Annotated in this window: 13 protein-coding genes and 1 tRNA gene; 10 read left to right on the plus strand and 4 right to left on the minus strand. The window is 72.4% G+C overall.

Annotated elements, in window-relative coordinates; genetic code table 11:
- Positions 1–6 precede the first annotated feature (6 nt).
- The 7 genes from ABD262_RS12110 (at position 7) to ABD262_RS12140 (ending at position 8,083) form a co-directional block, all read left to right on the plus strand.
- Positions 7–1,368 (plus strand): aminotransferase-like domain-containing protein, encoded by a 1,362-nt coding sequence (locus ABD262_RS12110; protein ID WP_344136226.1) that lies wholly within the window; start codon positions 7–9, stop codon positions 1,366–1,368.
- A gap of 318 nt (positions 1,369–1,686) precedes the next feature.
- Positions 1,687–1,771 (plus strand) — tRNA-Ser (locus ABD262_RS12115).
- 138 nt (positions 1,772–1,909) lie between these two features.
- Positions 1,910–2,242 carry a YtxH domain-containing protein gene (locus tag ABD262_RS12120; RefSeq protein ID WP_344136229.1) on the plus strand — a complete coding sequence of 111 codons (333 nt, stop codon included), beginning with the start codon at positions 1,910–1,912 and terminating at the stop codon, positions 2,240–2,242.
- Positions 2,243–2,818: 576 nt separating this feature from the next.
- A complete protein-coding gene (locus ABD262_RS12125; RefSeq protein ID WP_344136232.1) occupies positions 2,819–4,426 on the plus strand; it encodes a S8 family peptidase in 1,608 nt (535 codons plus the stop codon).
- Positions 4,426–5,019, plus strand: coding sequence for an RNA polymerase sigma factor (locus ABD262_RS12130; protein WP_344138176.1), 594 nt, complete (start codon positions 4,426–4,428; stop codon positions 5,017–5,019). The genes ABD262_RS12125 and ABD262_RS12130 overlap by 1 nt, the downstream gene beginning before the upstream one ends.
- On the plus strand, positions 5,016–5,516 hold the full coding sequence (locus ABD262_RS12135; protein ID WP_344136235.1) for a hypothetical protein: 501 nt from the start codon (positions 5,016–5,018) through the stop codon (positions 5,514–5,516). The genes ABD262_RS12130 and ABD262_RS12135 overlap by 4 nt, the downstream gene beginning before the upstream one ends.
- 41 nt (positions 5,517–5,557) lie before the next feature.
- Positions 5,558–8,083 (plus strand): CHAT domain-containing protein, encoded by a 2,526-nt coding sequence (locus ABD262_RS12140; protein WP_344136238.1) that lies wholly within the window; start codon positions 5,558–5,560, stop codon positions 8,081–8,083.
- Here the strand turns inward: ABD262_RS12140 and cysE are convergent.
- Positions 8,044–8,643, minus strand: a complete 600-nt coding sequence (gene cysE / locus ABD262_RS12145) for a serine O-acetyltransferase (RefSeq protein WP_344136241.1) — start codon at positions 8,641–8,643, stop codon at positions 8,044–8,046. The genes ABD262_RS12140 and cysE overlap by 40 nt on opposite strands.
- Before the next feature lie 47 nt (positions 8,644–8,690).
- Positions 8,691–9,617, minus strand: a complete 927-nt coding sequence (gene cysK / locus ABD262_RS12150) for a cysteine synthase A (protein ID WP_344136244.1) — start codon at positions 9,615–9,617, stop codon at positions 8,691–8,693.
- Positions 9,618–9,836: 219 nt separating this feature from the next.
- Between cysK and ABD262_RS12155 the strand changes: the two genes are divergently transcribed.
- The 3 genes from ABD262_RS12155 to ABD262_RS12165 are packed head-to-tail and all read left to right on the plus strand — an operon-like array spanning position 9,837 to position 13,499.
- Complete coding sequence (locus ABD262_RS12155; RefSeq protein ID WP_344136247.1) at positions 9,837–10,577, plus strand: hypothetical protein; 741 nt, start codon at positions 9,837–9,839, stop codon at positions 10,575–10,577.
- Positions 10,574–11,152 carry an RNA polymerase sigma factor gene (locus ABD262_RS12160; protein ID WP_344136250.1) on the plus strand — a complete coding sequence of 193 codons (579 nt, stop codon included), beginning with the start codon at positions 10,574–10,576 and terminating at the stop codon, positions 11,150–11,152. Before ABD262_RS12155 ends, ABD262_RS12160 begins: the two co-directional genes overlap by 4 nt.
- A gap of 10 nt (positions 11,153–11,162) precedes the next feature.
- Positions 11,163–13,499: a (Fe-S)-binding protein gene (locus tag ABD262_RS12165; RefSeq protein ID WP_344136253.1), complete on the plus strand. Its 2,337-nt coding sequence runs from the start codon at positions 11,163–11,165 to the stop codon at positions 13,497–13,499.
- Between the two features lie 115 nt (positions 13,500–13,614).
- On the opposite strand, the gene ABD262_RS12170 is transcribed toward ABD262_RS12165, so the two are convergent.
- Together ABD262_RS12170 and ABD262_RS12175 are read right to left on the minus strand one after the other, a co-directional pair.
- Complete coding sequence (locus tag ABD262_RS12170) at positions 13,615–14,436, minus strand: lysophospholipid acyltransferase family protein (protein ID WP_344136256.1); 822 nt, start codon at positions 14,434–14,436, stop codon at positions 13,615–13,617.
- Between the two features lie 82 nt (positions 14,437–14,518).
- Positions 14,519–16,936 carry a LuxR C-terminal-related transcriptional regulator gene (locus ABD262_RS12175; protein ID WP_344136259.1) on the minus strand — a complete coding sequence of 806 codons (2,418 nt, stop codon included), beginning with the start codon at positions 16,934–16,936 and terminating at the stop codon, positions 14,519–14,521.
- Between the last annotated feature and the right edge of the window lie 77 nt (positions 16,937–17,013).

Consider the following 17,013-nt stretch of genomic DNA (forward strand, 5'->3'; position numbering starts at 1 on the left):
CAAAACATGACCGCTGTCCTCTCCGCTCTCGAGCACCGGCTGGACCACCCCACCGCGAAGGGCCTCGCGCATGCCGTCTCGGCGGCGATCCGGGACGGCGAGCTGGTGGCAGGCGACCGGTTGCCACCGATCCGCACGGTCGCCGCCCAGCTGGCACTGTCGCCCACCACGGTGAGCGCGGCCTGGGCGTTGCTCGCGCGGTCGGGCGCCGTCCACGCCGACGGACGCCGGGGCACCACGGTCCTCGAGCAGGGCGGCGCCACCGGCGGGCGCTACCGCCAAGCCCTGCGCCACGAGTCGGTCTTCAGCCTCGACCTGTCCACCGGGGTGCCCGACCCCGCGCTGCTGCCGTCCCTCGGGTCGGTGCTCGCGCAGCTCACCTCCGCCCCCACGACCGGCAGCTACCTCGACGACCCGGTGCTCCCGGCGCTCGCGGACGCCCTCCGCCAGGACTGGCCGTATGCCGCGGCCAACCTGGCCGTCGTCGACGGCGCCATGGACGCGATGGACCTGATCGTGCGGACGACACTGCGGTTCGGCGACCGCGTGGTGGTGGAGGACCCCGGCTTCCCGCCGTTGGTCGACCTGCTGGAGTCGGTCGGGGTGCAGCTGGTCGGGGTGCCGCTCGACGACGAGGGGCTCGAGCTCGGCGCGCTCGAGGCCGCCCTCCGGGAGCCCGTGGCCGCCGTCTTCCTCCAGCCGCGCGCCCAGAACCCCGTCGGCGTCACCATGACCACGGCGCGAGCCGAGGCGGTCGCAGCCCTGCTCGACGGCACCGAGACCCTCGTCGTGGAGGACGACTCGGCGGCGGGGCTGTCGTCCGAGACGCTCGTGAGCCTGGGGCGCTGGCGGCCCGAGCACACGGCATACCTCCGGTCGTTCTCGAAGTCGCACGGTCCCGACCTGCGCCTCGCGGCGCTCAGCGCGCCGACCGCGTTGCACCGGGCCCTGACCACCCGCCGCGAGCTGGGACAGGGTTGGTCGAGCCGGCTCCTCCAGCAGGTGCTCCACGGGCTGCTCACCAGCGAGACCGCCCGTGCCGAGGTCGCGCACGCCTCAGTGACGTATGCCGCGCGGCGGGCCCACGTGGTCGACGCCCTGGCCGCGCGCGGCGTGCCGGTGCCGGGCACCGAGGGGATCAACATCTGGGTGCCGGTGCTCGACGAGACGGCCGCCGTCGTGCGGCTGGCGAGCAAGGGGATCGGCGTGGCCGCCGGGGCGCCGTTCCGGATCGGCGCTCCTGAGGCGGGCGGCTCCGGGGGTCACGTCCGCGTCACCGTCGGCGCGGTGACCGGCGACCTCGACGCGGTCGCGGACGCCCTGGCCGACGCCGCGCTGGCCGGCGGGCGCCAGCGCCGGGCTCGCTGAGCCGGCCAGGACGGCCGGGCCCGGACGGCGCGAAGGCCGGGCTGCAGGGTTGCCCGGCCTTCGGCCCGCCGCCCGAAAGCGGACGTCTCATCTCCCCCACCGCGAACGCTAGTCGCGAGGCCGTGACTTCAGGATCCTTCAATTCGCGTATGGGTGACGCCGGAATGCTTGGGTCATGACGCGAATTATGCTGCTATTCAACACATTTCGGACCGTAGTCCAGTTTGCGACCACCCGTTGCGTGGCGTGTCGTCGCCCTCCCTCCACGGTACTCGCTCACAGCCGGATGGGAAGGTCTGGAATAGTTGGCGCGCACCGGGCGGGTTCGCATAGTGGCCTAGTGCAGTCGCCTTGAAAGCGACCAGAGGGCAACCTCTCGTGGGTTCAAATCCCACACCCGCCGCACGCTGAAGGAGCCCGACACACGCATCGCGTCGGGCTCCTTCTGTCTGCCTCGATGGCATGCTCTGGCGAGCCGCTGACCAGCACGTTTGCCAGGGTCATGGGTTAGGGTCGAGGACCCGACCAAAGGATGCGAACCATGGCAAAGCTCTCCTTCCTCGCCGGTCTCGCTGCGGGCTACGTGCTCGGGGCCAAGGCCGGTCAGAAGCGCTACCAGCAGATCAAGGCCCAGGCCGACCGCGTCTGGGGCAGCGAACCCGTGCAGACGCGGGTCGACACCGTGAAGCAGGCGGTCAAGGAGCAGGCACCGGTCGTCGCGGCCAAGCTCGGCGACGCCGCGAAGACCGCCGGCGCGAGCGCCAAGGAGCGCTTCACCGGTGAGGACCTGCCCGAGACCCTCCACCGCGGCACGGACGGACGGCTGCACGCCGACACGACCGGCTTCGGCCCCGGCCCCGGCAAGCTCCCCTGACCGACCCGCCCCACGGATGCCCGCCCGCCCGCGCGAGCGAGCGGCGAGGCGAGGCGGCGCACAGCACGAAGCGGCACGGCATACGAGGTCTGTATGCCGTGCCGCTCCTGTGTTGCTGGGCTCAACGGCGTCGCCGAGAAGGTCCGGCCTGGCGCGTGCTGGGAACCCCTGACCAGCACCTTCCTCGACCTGACCTACCCGGCGACGCGCCCCGTAGGGCGGGACGGCAGCACGCCCCCACGACCTGCCGTCCGGTCCGCTGGCACCCCTGTGCCCAGCGGCCCTCCACCTGCCTGACCCGCCGCCCCCTGCGACGGATCCTGCATGACATGAGGCTTCCTCTCGTTGTGCCCACCCCGTCCCCCGACCAGGTCTGACAGTGGACAAGAGTCGGGGCGCCGCACTCTGATACATCCCGGTCCGAAGATTTTTCCCGACCTGACCCACCGACCGGCGCGGCCGGATTTCCGGTGCCGTCCGGTATCACCCGACCCAGCGGCTTCTCCTGTCAGATGAAGCGATCCCTCACTACGCTGAACACTGCACTGCGTGGTCGGCACCACCACAGGAGAACTCATGGCCGCATCGACCCCCCCGCCGCCGTCCGGGCCGGGGCCCACGCCCTCGGTTGCGATCCCGCGCTCGGCGGCACGGCGTCTCGACGTGCGCGTGCTCGACCCCGCGAAGGCCGTGCGCCTCGACGGTGACGACGCCCTGGAGCCGACCCTGTATGCCGGCAACCGCCTGCTCGTGCGCGGTCTCGGCACGCGCTCGGCGCAGGGCCCGATCAGCGCCCTGTCCGCGATCGCCGAGCGGCTCGGCTACTCGGTGCAGGCCCGTCGCGACGACCGGTTCGAGGCGCTGGTGGAGCAGTACGAGCTGGGCGACCAGGTCGACGCGGCGGTGTCGACGACGGTCGAGTTCCGGCCGTTGCCGAACCGGCCCGTCGTCGCGCCCGACGCCTGGCTCATCCTCCAGACCCTGCGCGCGGAGGACCCCGATGCGGCGAAGGCCGTGGGCCTCAGCCACATCGTCACGGGAGCCGGCTACGGCTCGGGAGTGGGGTACGGCTCGGGGGTCGGCTACGGGTCGGGCGTCGGCTACGGCTCCGGGGTGGGGTACGGCTCGGGAGTGGGGTACGGCTCGGGGGTCGGCTACGGCTCCGGGGTCGGTGACGACGAGGTCGCGATGCCGGGCGGCGGTCCGTCGCCGCGCCTGCCCGTGGTCTGGGCCGGTCCGGTCCCGGAGCCCACCGGCAAACCGGGACCCGTCGTGGCCCTCCTCGACACCGGGCTGGGACAGCACCCGTGGTTCGCCGACAACGTCATCCGCGACGTGGAGGTCGACGGGCTGCCCATCGGGCTCCGGTTCACACCGGCCGACGACCCCGAGCTGACGGGCTGCACCCTCGACCGCGTCAACGGCGTGCTCGACCCGCTTGCCGGGCACGGCACGTTCATCGCGGGCGTCGTGCGCCAGCACTGCCCCGAGGCCACCCTGATGATCGTCCCGGTCATGCACGGTGACGGCGTCACCGACGAGGCGTTCCTCGTGGAGACCCTCTCGCTGCTCTACGTCCGCCAGCTGCTGGCGCACTCCGGCCGCGGCAAGGGACCGGCCGTCGACGTGCTGTCGCTCTCGCTGGGCTACTACCACGAGACCCCGGGAGCCTTCGACGACGAACCGGCCTTCTCCAGCGTGCTGCGGGCGCTTGCCAGCACCGGCGTGGCCGTGGTCGCGGCAGCCGGCAACGGTGGCACCAACCAGGAGTTCTACCCTGCGGCGTTCGCGATCGCGGGCGGGTACGACCACCCGATCACGAGCGTCGGGTCCCACAACCCCGACGGCAGCACGGTGTCGATCTACTCCAACACCGGGTCGTGGGTGACGGCCTACCGCTGCGGGACTGCGGTGGTCAGCACGATGCCCACCACCTTCGACGGCAGCCTGCGACCGGTGATCGCCCAGCCCGCCGGGCACGACCCGGCCCGGGGTGCGTGCGACCCCGACGACTACTCCTGCGGGTTCGGCCTGTGGAGCGGCACCTCGTTCGCGGCTCCGGCATACGCCGGTGACGTCGCCGCCATCCTGGTGCGGCTCGAGTGCCCCGAGGACGCCGACGTGCAGACCAGGCTCGAGGCCCTGCGCAAGGCGCAGTCCACCCTCGAGGAGGGAGAGCGGTGATGCAGGCAGAGGGAGGCACGCGCAGCCTGGCCGAGCTGGCCGCCAACGCATTCAGCGACTACCGGGACGGCCGGCCCGAGGGGATGTCCGAGCTGGTCGACAGCACGACCTCGCTGCTGTGGCACACCGCCCGCGCCCAGGGGCTCTCGGCCGCGCAGGCCGAGGACGTCGTGCAGAACACCTGGCTGTCGCTGGTCCAGCACGCGGCAGGGATCAGCGACCCCCGTGGCGTCCTGAAGTGGCTGCTGACGACCACCCGTCGCGAGGCATGGGCGGTGTCGAAGAAGTCTCGTCGTGAGGACGTCCGCGAGGACGTCGGCGACGCGCTGCCCGAGATCCCGACGACCGGCGACGAGCCCGCCGACGCCGTGGTCCGCAGCCAGGAGCAGGGCCTGTTGTGGCGCCACTTCAAGGACCTGCCCGAGCGCTGCCAGCAGCTGCTCCGGGTCATCGCCCTCGCCGAGCGCCCCGACTACGTCCAGGTGGCCGACGCGCTCGGCATGCCGGTCGGCAGCATCGGGCCGACCCGTGGCCGGTGCCTGGCCAAGCTCAAGCTGGCCCTCCTCGGCGACCCCGGGTGGGCGACGTCATGACCGCCGAACGCGACCTCGAGGCCCTCGCGGCCGAGCCGATCGACGAGCAGGACCTGCGCACCCTGGCGACCCTGCGGTCCATCCTCCAGGCCAGCGACCCGGTGCCGAGCGACCTGGCCGAGCGGGCCAAGTTCGCGATGTCGGTGGCGGCGCTCGAGGCCGAGATCGCCGAGATCACCACGACGACGGCGGAGCTGGCGGGCGTGCGGTCGACCGACTACGACCGGGCCGGCACGATCACCTTCTCCAGTGAGCAGCTCAGCGCGATGATCACCATCGAGCTGGTCGAGGGGACGAACGCCCGGTTGAGCGGGTGGGTGACGACCGGACCGACACACATCGAGCTGCGCGAACGCTCGCGCACGCAGGAGACCACGACGGACGACGCGGGTCGGTTCACCTTCACCTCGGTGCAGCGCGGGCTCGTCCACCTCGTCATGCGCAGGCTCGACGACCCGCAGAGCCGTCCTGTCATCACCCCGGCCATCGAGATCTGAGGTACGACATCGAGGTTGCTGACCACCAGGTCGCCGAGCTCTTGGCCCGAGCACGGAACCTCAACGAGATCGGCCGGTTCCGTGACGCCGAGCGCTCGCTCCGTCGTGCCCTGGCGCTGGCCGACGAGCTCAACGAGCACGACCGGGTGCCGACCCGCGCCCGCCTGCTCATCACGCTGGCCTGGCCGACCCTGGCGCTGCACGGGCTCGACCAGGCGCTGGCGATGCTGCGGGAGTCGCGGGCCCAGAACGCCTCGCCCCGGCTGCGAGCGCTGAGCTGGATCCAGGAGGCCGTCGTCCACGTCTCCTGCCAGGACTGGCGCGCGGCCCTGACGGCTCTCGACAAGGTCGGTGACGGGCACGCGCTGCTGACCCCCGGCGAGGAGGTCGCGGCGCGGATCAACGGCGGGCTGGCGCACCTGTCACTGCTCGAGCTGGGTCCGGCGCGCGCCGACCTGATGGCCGCGCTCGAGCTGAGCGTGGCGCACGGGCTCGCCGAGAAGGAGTTCAAGGTCCGCCACAACCTGGGCTGCCTCGAGTACTACGCGGGCCGTCTGCCCCAGGCGATCGAGCTGATGCGCGAGGCCGACGAGATGTCGGTGTCGGTGGGGCGGGTGCGGGCCCAGCACGACCTCGCCCTGGTGCTTCTCGAGGCCGGGTTGCTCGACCAGGCCCGCGAGACCCTCAGCCGCGCCCTCGACGAGACGCGGCGCGACGGCCACCGCCTCGAGGAGGCCGACCTGCGGCTCGACCTCGCGACGACGGCGATGCTGCGTGACGACCTGGCGACCGCCCGTGCGCACCTCGACGCAGCGGTGGCCGCCTTCCGTGCCCGCGGTGCGACCGAACGGCAGAGAAGCGCTGCCCTGCTGCGCGCCTCGCTGTCCCTGAGCGAGGGAGCGGTGCCACGCGGCCTCGACCGCACCCTCGCGCCGTGGCTCGACGTCGACCGGCCGGTCACCCCCGACGAACGCCTCGCGGCGCGGGTCCACGTCGAGGCCCTGCTGGTGCGGGGTCAGGTCGACGAGGCCGGGTATGCCGTGCAGAGACTGAGCGGGCGGGTGCGGCAGGGCTTCGCCGCGGACATGCACGACCGCCTGCTGGTCGCGAGGGTCGCGGCGGCCCAGGGCAACACCGTCAGGTCGCGGCGGGCGGTCCGCGCCGCGATGCACCGCCTGACGCAGCGGCAGGCCCCGATCCAGAGCGTCGAGATCCGTGCGGCGCTGGCCCTGCACGGTCGGCGGCTCGCCGACTTCGACGTCAACGACGCCCTGGCGAGCGGCTCCGCACCCCGGGTCTTCGACGCGGTCGAGCGTTGGCGGGCCGTGTCACATCGGCTGCCACCGCTCTCGTCGCCCCAGGACCAGCGCTCGGTCGAGCTGCTCGCCGAGCTGCGCCAGGCCCGCCGAGAGGCAGTGTCGCCGGGCGACGAGGGCACCCGGCAGCGCGCCCGTGCGGCCCGCCTGGAATGGGAGGTCAGCCGCCTCGACTGGGCCCGCGCCGAGCAGGGTGACGTCTCGGCAGCCGGCGCCCCGCTCGCGCACGGCACCGCGCGCGAGCTGCTCCGCGCCCGCGGCGAGCAGGCTCTCGTGTGGGTGGCCCAGGAGGGCGAGGAGTACGTCCTGGTCGTCACCGGGCAGGGCACCCGGCTGCACCACGTCGGCCCTGCCGCCGAGGTGTCGGCCCTGGCGGACCGGCTCACCCGCGACCTGCGGGCGCACGCCTTCGCGGGCACCAACCCGGCCATGGAGGCTGCCGTGGGGCGCGCGGTGGCCGAGTCCGTGACCGGCCTCGACCAGCGGCTGCTCGCCGAGCTGCGCCTCGGCGACGGGCCGGTCGTCGTCGTCCCGGGCCGCACCCTGATGGCGGTTCCGTGGGGGATGCTGCCCAGCCTGGCCGGGCGCGCGGTCACCGTCTCGCCGTCAGTCACCCGGTGGGCCACTCCCCTGCTCTCCGCCGGCTCGCGACCGGCCGGTCCGCTGGCCGTCACGACGCTGACCGGCCCCCGGCTGGTGCGGGCGGGCGCGGAGTGCGCGGCGGTCGCCGAGACCTGGCGGTCGGTGGGCGCCGACACCGCCGGGCACACGGCCGCGACGGCCCAGTCGGTGCGGGACGCCCTGGTCAGCGGCGGCGTCGTCCACGTCGCTGCGCACGGCACCCACGAGCCGCAGAGCCCGTGGTTCTCGTCGCTGCAGATGGCCGACGGGCCGGTCTTCGCCCACGAGCTGCCGCGACCGGCCACCGCGCCGCACGTCGTGCTCTCGGCCTGCGACGTCGGCCGGCTCGACCCCCGACCGGGCGACGAGCCGCTCGGCCTCACCGCCGCACTGCTGGCCCTCGGGGTCCGCAGCGTCGTCGCGCCGGTCGCCCCGGTGGCCGACGTCGTCGCAGAGCAGGCCATGGTGGCCTACCACCAGCAGCTCGCCTCGGGCCGGACCGCCTCCGAGGCCCTCGCCGCGACGCTCGGGGAGCACCCGTCCGCGGGGGCGTTCTGCCTGTTCGGCACGGACTGGCGACCCGACCCCGCTCAGATCCAGAGGGCCGGGTCCTTGAACATCGCCTCGTAGGGGTCCTCGTGGCCGTGCGGGAAGCGGATGGTCGCGGGGATGCCGGTGGCAATCGCCCCCGCCGGCACGTCCTTGACCACGACGGAGTTGGCCCCGATCTGCACATCGTCGCCGATGTGGACCGGACCCAGGATCCGCGCACCCGCACCGATCGTGACGCGCGAGCCGACCGTCGGGTGCCGCTTGACCCGCTGCAGCGACCGACCACCCAGCGTCACGCCGTGGTAGAGCATCACGTCGTCGCCGACCTCCGCCGTCTCACCGATCACGACACCCATGCCGTGGTCGATGAAGAACCGGTGCCCGATCACGGCGCCCGGGTGGATCTCGACGCCCGTCACGGACCGCACGACCGTCATCACCAGCCTCGCGACCGGCTTGGTCCATCCCCCGCGCAGCCACAGCCGGTGCGCGAAGCGGTATGCCCAGATCGCGTGCAGGCCGGGGGCGTTCAACGCCACGTCCACCCGCGAGGTCGCGGCCGGGTCGCGCGCGATCGCGGCGTCGAGGTCGTCGACGACGCGGTTGCGCGCGCGCCTGGCGTAGAGGGCGAGGGTCATCGGGTTCCGTTGCAGCAGAAGGGTTCTAGCGGGGTCACCAGACGACGTCAGTCGAGGAGGTCGGAGAAGAGGATCGTCGACAGGTAGCGCTCCCCGAACGACGGGATGATGACGACGATGGTCTTGCCGGCGTTCTCCGGGCGACGAGCGACCTGGTCGGCCGCAGCGAGGGCCGCACCCGAGGAGAGGCCGACCAGCAGACCCTCTTCCTTGGCAGCGCGACGGGCCCACTCGACGGAGGTCTCGGCGTTGACGTCGATGACCTCGTCGTAGACGTCGCGGTCGAGGATCTCGGGCACGAAGTTGGCGCCGATGCCCTGGATCTTGTGCGGACCGGGCTGGCCGCCGTTGAGGATCGGCGACTCCTCGGGCTCGACGGCGATGATCTGCACGTCGGGCTTGCGCGACTTCAGGACCTGACCGACACCCGTGATGGTGCCGCCGGTGCCGATGCCGGCGACGACGATGTCGACCTGGCCGTCGGTGTCCTTCCAGATCTCCTCCGCGGTCGTCCTGCGGTGGATCTCGGGGTTGGCCTCGTTCGCGAACTGCTTGGCCAGGATGCCGCCGCGCTCGGCCGCGATCTCCTCCGACTTGGCCACGGCACCCTTCATGCCCAGGGCGCCCTCGGTCAGGATCAGCTCGGCGCCGTAGGCGCGCAGCAGGGCCCGCCGCTCCTTCGACATGGTCTCCGGCATCGTCAGGACGACCTTGTAGCCCCGGGCCGCGCCGACCATCGCGAGGGCGATCCCGGTGTTGCCCGACGTGGCCTCGACGATGGTGCCACCGGACTTGAGCGCCCCGGCCGCCTCGGCGGCGTCGATGATCGCCACGCCGATGCGGTCCTTCACCGAAGAAGCCGGGTTGTAGAACTCGAGCTTCGCGGCGACGATCGCGTCGCTGTCGATGATCCGGTTGATCCGCACCAGCGGGGTGTTGCCGATGAGCTTGGTGACGTCGTCATAGATGGGCATGCGAGCTTCCTTGCGTCGGTATGCCGCGGCGAGCCGTGGCGCGAGGTCATGGGCCTTCGTCGGGTTCAGCGAACCCGACGTTATGAATATTCCAACAGATCGTTATGCGCCTTGGCAACGCGGGTCCACGCCCCGCGATGGGCGGGGGCGGGTGGGTGGTGTGACGCGCGACGCCCTGTCACACCACACTTCGGCTGCGTGCCCTGTCACACTTCGCTGGTGCGGGGACAGTACGGGGGCATGGAGAGCAACCACACCACCAGTGACCCGCTCGGCGACCTGCTGACCGCGGCCGCCCCGCCCGCACCCGATCCGGTCCGCGACCCTGCCCGGGTCGACCAGCTCTCGTTGGCCCTTGCCAGGGCAGTGGTCGAGTCGGATCGCACCATCCGCGGCCGGGTCCGCGGCCTGCGTCGCCGCCACAAGCTCGCAGCCGCGACGATCGCCGCCGCGACCGTCTTCGTCCCCACCGGCGCCTGGGCCGCCCAGCACTTCCTGGCCCAGACGGGCCGGTTCGGGAACCCGGCCCTCAACCCCGACTTCGAGGACGGGTCCGAGCTCATCAACACCTGTGCGGACGACTTCACGGCCTACGTCACCACGGTGGCGCCCACCGACCTGCCGGCCCCGCCAGGGCACACCTGGGCGGGCTACGCCTCCGCGGTGGCGCGGTCCTACACCTCTGGCGGTGCCTGCCCGGCTCCCGGGGAGGGGACCGTGCAGGACAGCAGCCTGCGCCTCGACCTGCTGGCCCGGGCCAGCGCGGACTGGGGCTGCACCCTGGTCTGGGCGGACGAGGACGGCGACAGCACCACTGCCTCGTCGGCTCGTCGGCAGATGCTCACCCTCGACGCCCGAGCCCGGCGGCTGAGCAGCCTCGACGGCGCGGTCGGCACCCAGGACCCTGACACCTTCCTCGCGAACAGCAAGCTCCCGCAGTGGGTCGGGTGCCGCCGATGACGCCCGCCGAGCGCCGGCTCGAGACCGTCCTCAGCGCCCACGGCGCCCGGGTCCTGGCCTACCTCACCCGCCGGACCACTCCGGTCGAGGACGCTGCCGACGTCTACCAGGAGGTGGTCACCATCCTGTGGCGCAAGATCCACGACGTCCCCGAGGACGAGCAGCACTGCCTCGCCTGGTTGCTCTCCATCGCCCGCCGCACCCTCTCCAACCACCGTCGCGCCACCCGCCGGCGGCACGCGGCGACGCAGCGACTTCGAGGCGAGCTCGCGGCATACCGAGACACCTCTGGGCCGGCGGGCGATCCCGCGGTCGAGGCAGTCCGTGCCGCCCTGGCGCAGCTGCGGCCCGACGACCGCGAGGTGCTCACGCTGACCTACTGGGAAGGACTCACGTCCGAGCAGGTGGCCGTGGTGCTCGGCACCAGCCCCGCCACGACGCGCAAGCGGCTCCAACGCGCTCGCCAGCGGCTCGAGACCGCCCTGTCGGCGCGGTCGCCGGCGCAGCCCCCACCTCGGGAAACACTGGTGCGGCAAGGGTCACAGAGCGGTGAGCGAGCGCTTACTGGCCAGTAGAGTGGCGGCCATGTCTGCGCTCAAGATCGTCGCGCTCGTCGTGTGCCTCGCCGTTGCCCTGACCGGCATCGCGTTGTTCGCCCGGGTGATCCGGCAGTTCCTCGCCGTCTTCCGCCTCGGCCAGCCCGATGCCACCCGCACCGGTGACAAGGGGACGCGGACGGTCACGCTGCTGCGCGAGTTCCTGGGGCACACCCGGATGTCGCGGCTGCCGGTCGTGGCAGTGGCGCACTGGTTCACGATGATCAGCTTCGGCGTGCTGTTCTTCACGCTGCTCAACGCCTTCGGCCAGCTCGTCAAGGCAGACTTCGTGCTCCCCGTCATCGGGCACTTCTTCCTCTACGAGTGGGTCACCGAGTTCTTCGCGTGGACCGGGCTCGTGGGCATCGTGACGCTGATGGTGATCCGCCAGAAGAACCACCCGCGCTCGGCTGCGGGCGAGGGTGGTCGGCGCTCGCGGTTCTTCGGGTCGACGTTCTGGCAGGCCTACTACGTCGAGCTGACCATCCTCGGCGTGACGATCTGCATCATCACCCTGCGCGCGCTGGAGTACGCGCTCGACCTCAAGGGCGGCACCACCGGGTTCTCCGGGAAGGGGCACGCCGACGCGCTGCACTACCCCCTGACCGGGTGGCTCGGCGGCCTCTTCGACGGCGCCTCGGTGGACACCCTCGAGAACGTCATCGTGGTCGTCGCCGCCGTGAAGATCCTCATCTCGTTCGCGTGGATGATCACCATCTCCCTCATCCCCACGATGGGCGTCGCGTGGCACCGCTTCCTCGCGTTCTTCAACATCTTCCTCAAGCGCCACGCCGACGGCCGCACCTCGCTCGGCGAGCTCCAGCCGCTGATGGTCAAGGGCGAGCCGGTCGACTTCGAGAACATCGAGGACCTCGACGAGGACGCAGCGCTCGGGGTCGGCAAGGTCGAGGACTTCACCTGGAAGGGTCTGCTGGACTTCACGACCTGCACCGAGTGCGGCCGTTGCCAGAGCCAGTGCCCGGCCTGGAACACCGACAAGCCGCTGTCGCCCAAGATGCTCGTCATGGCGCTGCGCGACCACGCGCACGCCAAGGCCCCGTGGCTGCTGGCCACCGAGTCCGAGCGCGAGGCGCTGGGCGAGGACGCCGCGGCACTGGCCGAGGTCCCCCTCATCGGTGACACCGGCTACGACATCACCAACACGCTCGCCGCCTACAACCCGCACGGCCCCGACGCGGTCATCGACCAGGACGTGCTGTGGTCCTGCACCACCTGCGGCGCGTGCGTGGAGCAGTGCCCGGTGGACATCGAGCACGTCGACGCCATCGTCGACATGCGCCGCTACCAGAACCTCATCGAGAGCGCGTTCCCCAACGAGCTCAACGGCCTGTTCAAGAACCTCGAGAACAAGGGCAACCCGTGGGGCATGGCCGCCCGCGCCCGGCTCGACTGGGCCAAGGACCTGCCGTTCCCGGTGAAGATCCTCGGCCAGGACGTCGACTCCGCCGACGACGTCGACTACCTGTTCTGGGTCGGCTGCGCCGGTGCCTACGAGGACCGCGCCAAGAAGACCACCCGCGCCGTCGCGGAGCTGCTCGACCAGGCGGGGGTGTCGTTCGCGATCCTCGGCGACGGGGAGTCCTGCACCGGTGACTCCGCCCGCCGGGCCGGCAACGAGTTCCTCTTCCAGATGCTCGCCCAGCAGAACGTCGAGACCCTCAACGAGGTCGGCGCCACCAAGATCGTCGTCACCTGCGCGCACTGCTTCAACACCATCAAGAACGAGTACCCGCAGCTCGGCGGCAAGTACGAGGTGGTCCACCACACCCAGCTGCTCAACCGGCTGGTCCGCGAGAAGAAGCTGGTGCCCGTCGCCCGCCCGGCCGACGTGCCCGGCAAGTCGTCGAACAGGGACGTCGCCTCGACCGCCGAGACGGTGACCTACCACGACCCCTGCTACCTCGGTCGGCACAACGGGGTCTACGCGCCGCCGCGCGAGCTGATCGGCGCGCTGCCCGGCGTCGAGCTGCGCGAGATGGAGCGCACCAAGGAGAAGTCGTTCTGCTGCGGCGCCGGTGGTGCCCGCATGTGGATGGAGGAGAAGCTCGGCACGCGGATCAACACCAACCGCACCGAGGAGGCCATTGGCACCGGTGCCGAGCGGATCGCGATCGGCTGCCCGTTCTGCCGCGTGATGATGTCCGACGGCCTCACCGCCGCGCAGTCCGAGGGCAAGGGCGCGGACGTCGAGGTCGTCGACGTCGCGCAGATGCTGCTGGCCGCGGTCAAGCGCCGTGACGACGAGCCCTCCCCCACCCAGGCCGTCGAGCCCACTCCCGACCCCGAGCCCCAGCCCGTCGCCTGAAGCAACCTTTGCTAGCAAAGGTTGCTCGGTGACCGTCAGGTTGCACCCTGTCCTCCTGCCAGGAACCTTTGCTAGCAAAGGTTCCTGGCAGGAGGACAGGTGGGGTTTCGGTGGGTCAGCGGCGGGCGTCGACCCGACGGACCGCCGCGACGTCGAGCACCCGGGCGTCCACCAGGGCCGGTGCGGCGCCGCCCAGCGTGGCCGGCCACCACCAGGCGCGGGCCGGGTCGGTCGGCGGCTGGGGGTAGCGCTCGACCAGCTCGTCGACCATGACGCGCAGCCGGTCGTGCAACCGCAGCGTCAGGGCATCGGCGTCCTCGCCGGGCAGCGGCACGAGGGGCGCTCCGACCACCACCTCAACGGCCTTGCCCCGGCGCAGCGAGTAGCGTCGGTCGACGGTGAAGATCCGGTGGATGCCCCAGTGCGCGACCGGGACCAGCGGCGCCCCGGTGGCCAGCGCCAGGTAGGCGGCGCCCCGACGGAAGTCCTCGGCGTCCTTCACGACGAACGCCCGCCCGATGGTCGCCTCCGGGTAGACACCCACGGCCTCGCCGGCCCGGAGCGCACGCAGGGCCTGTCTGGCGGCCAGCTCCCCGTGCGCCCGGTCGACCGGGACGTGCGCCATGGCGCGCATCAGCGGCCCGGACAGGCGTGAGCGGAACACCGACTCCTTGGCCATGAACCGCACCAGCCGCCCCCGCTGCACCGCCGCGAGCCCGACGAACATGAAGTCGAGGAAGCTGCTGTGGTTCGCCGCGACGACCACGGGCCCGGTCGACGGCAGGTGCTCGACCCCGGACACCTCGATCCGCAGCCCCAACGCCCGGAACAGGACGCGGCACAGCCGGATGACCCAGCGGTAGGTGCGGTCGCGGGCGGTGCGGTCGCGGGCGGTGCGGTCGAGGACGGCGCGGTCGAGGGCGGTGAGGTCGGGCACGGTGGTCATTCGGTGCCGGGGCGGTTCTGGTTGCGTGGCCCCGCTCCGCCGGCTGGTCGGGGCGGGCCCACCGCCTGGTCGCTCAGGCGATCTCGACCATCAGCGCTGCGAGCTTGGCTCGCGAGGCGATCTCCAGCTTGCGGAAGATGTGGGACAGGTGGGCGTCCACCGTGCGTGGCGACACGAACAGCTGCTCGGCGATCTGGCGGCTGGTCAGTCCCTCGGCGACCAGCTCGGCGACGGCCCGCTCCGCCCGCGTCAGGACGCGCAGGGGGGTCGGCGCCTGCTCGGCCGACTCCTGGCTCCCGACCAGGCCGGTCACCGCGGCCACCCCGGCAGCGGTGAGCTGCCCGGCCTGCACCCAGCCCGTGGGGCAGTCCCTCGCCGACCCCGCGGCATACGGCACGCCCGGTCGCTCGCGCCCGACCGCCCGGCGACCCACCCGCAGCGCCTCCGCGGCCCCCGCGAGGGACCGGTATGCCGCCGTGCCCGACTCGGCCGCGATCGCCGCCAGCCCGTCGAGGGCGTCGGCGGCGCGCAGCGGGAGGGGCACTTCGACGGACCGCCGGAGCACGGACAGGTAGGACGGTCGCGCTTGAGCGGGTTCGCCGAGCGCCATCAGGGCGTCGGCGACCAGGAGCCTGGCCTCGACGGCGTCGCGGCCGAGCTTGCTGCTGTCGGCGAGCACGACGATGTCGGCGGCGCGGCCGGCAGCGCGGCTGACATCGCCCTCGGCGAGCAGCTGGCGCGCGTCCTGGAGCTGGACGACGAGGCGCACCGCCCACGGCAGGGCCTCGGTGTCGACCCGCAGCCCCGGGCCGCCGGCGACCATGCGGTGCACCGTGTCGGCGAGCAGCGCGATCCGGTCCTCCCGGATCTCCTCGGCCTGCGTGCGGGCGAAGGTCGCCAAGGAGGCGGCCTCGACGAGCCGGCCCTGCTCCCACGCGATCTTGGCCTGGAGGGTGCGGGCCGACAGCGCGATCCAGAGCTCGTCGGCGGGCGGCGAGTCGACGATGAGGGTGGCCAGCTCCTCTGCCTCGGCGAAGTCGCCGGCCGAGACGCAGACGTCCATCAGGGTGCGCCGCACCTGACGGATGACGTAGGGGTCGCCGCCCCCGAGGGCGAGCGTGCGCTCGGCGTCGCGGCGGGCCGCGGCGAGGTCGCCGGCATCGAGGTGCATCTCGGCGCGGATGGCGGCGTTGCGGGCCAGCTCGAGGTCACGCGTGGCGCTGTCGAGGGCCGAGGCGTGCTCCTCGGCGCGATCGAGGAGCCGGAGCCCTTCGTAGGTGCCCCGCACCTCGGACGCGCAGATGCCGGCCCGGCGGGCGAGCTGCGAACCGATGATCGGCGGTCCGTCGCCGCTGGCGAGGGCTGCATCCATCATGTCGAGGGCCTCGCGGGCCCGCATCGCGGAGGACAGTGACGGGAAGGCGCGGTTGGCGATGGCGTAGCCGCGCGCCCGCGTCGCGTCGGCGGCGCAGGCCTGGCGCACCGTGGAGTCGACGAGGGCGAGCTGGCTGAGGAACGGCTCGTCGGCCGACCCCGCGTTCACCGCCTTCGGCACCACGCGGTCGGCCCAGGTGAGCAGTCCCTCGAGGGCCTTGGCCGCGTCGTCGGTCTCCCGGGCGAGGAGCCGTCCGGCCTCGCGCATCGGGGGCAGCAGGTCGAACCGACCGTCGGGCTGCACCTCGACCAGGCTTCGTCGGGCGAGGGCCGCCGCGAGCTGGACGGCCTGCGGACGCCCCACCCCGCACACATCGGCGAGGACGTCGAGTCCGACCGGGCGACCGATGACGGCCAGTCGGCGGAAGCACTCCTGCTGCGCCGGGTCGAGCAGGTCGTAGGAGGCCCGGACCGCATCGGCGAGGGTGTTGGTGGGCGAGACGTCGCTCACCCCGACGAGCGCGATCTGCACCGCGAGCTGCTCGATGAGCGAGGGCAGCCCCCCGCTGGCGCGCAACAGCCCGCGCAGGATGGTGTCGTGCTGGTCGAGGTCGACCGAGTGACCTCCGGCGGTGGCGACCCGGGAGAGCAGCAGCTCGATGGCCGGCCCCTCCAGGGGCTGACGTGACGACGGCACCGGCAGTGGGGGGAGTCGCAGCACCTGCTCGTGGGGTCGGCCTGCGACCGTGGTCGCGGTGCACAGCAGGCGCCAGTCCTCGGCGTCGTCGATCAGGTCGTTGAGCAGCTCGCCCAGCCCCTCGATCGCGTCCACGCCGTCGAGCACGACGAGGGTCTGGCGTCCGTCGAGCGCCCGCTTGAGCGCCAGCGTGGGCGAGTCGCCCGGGGCGACCTCGGCGTCGAGGGCGTCGAGGCAGGCGGTGACGAGGGAGTCGACGTGCGCGTGCTGGTGCCCGGTGACCCAGGCGACCGACCCGGCGCTGCTCGCGGTGTGCCGCGCAACGAGCGTCTTGCCGCATCCCGGGGCACCGGTCAGCGTCACCCACCGGTTGCTGCTGAGCAGGAGCCGAAGGCGTTCGAGGACGTCGTCACGACCCACGCACGGAGTCAGCACCCCGACAGGTTATCTCGTCCGCGCCGAGCAATATCGGTGGTTTCACCGATGCCCGACCGGGC

The sequence above is a fragment of the Pedococcus bigeumensis genome, from assembly GCF_039531795.1.
In the GTDB taxonomy this organism is placed as follows: Bacteria; Actinomycetota; Actinomycetes; order Actinomycetales; family Dermatophilaceae; genus Pedococcus; species Pedococcus bigeumensis.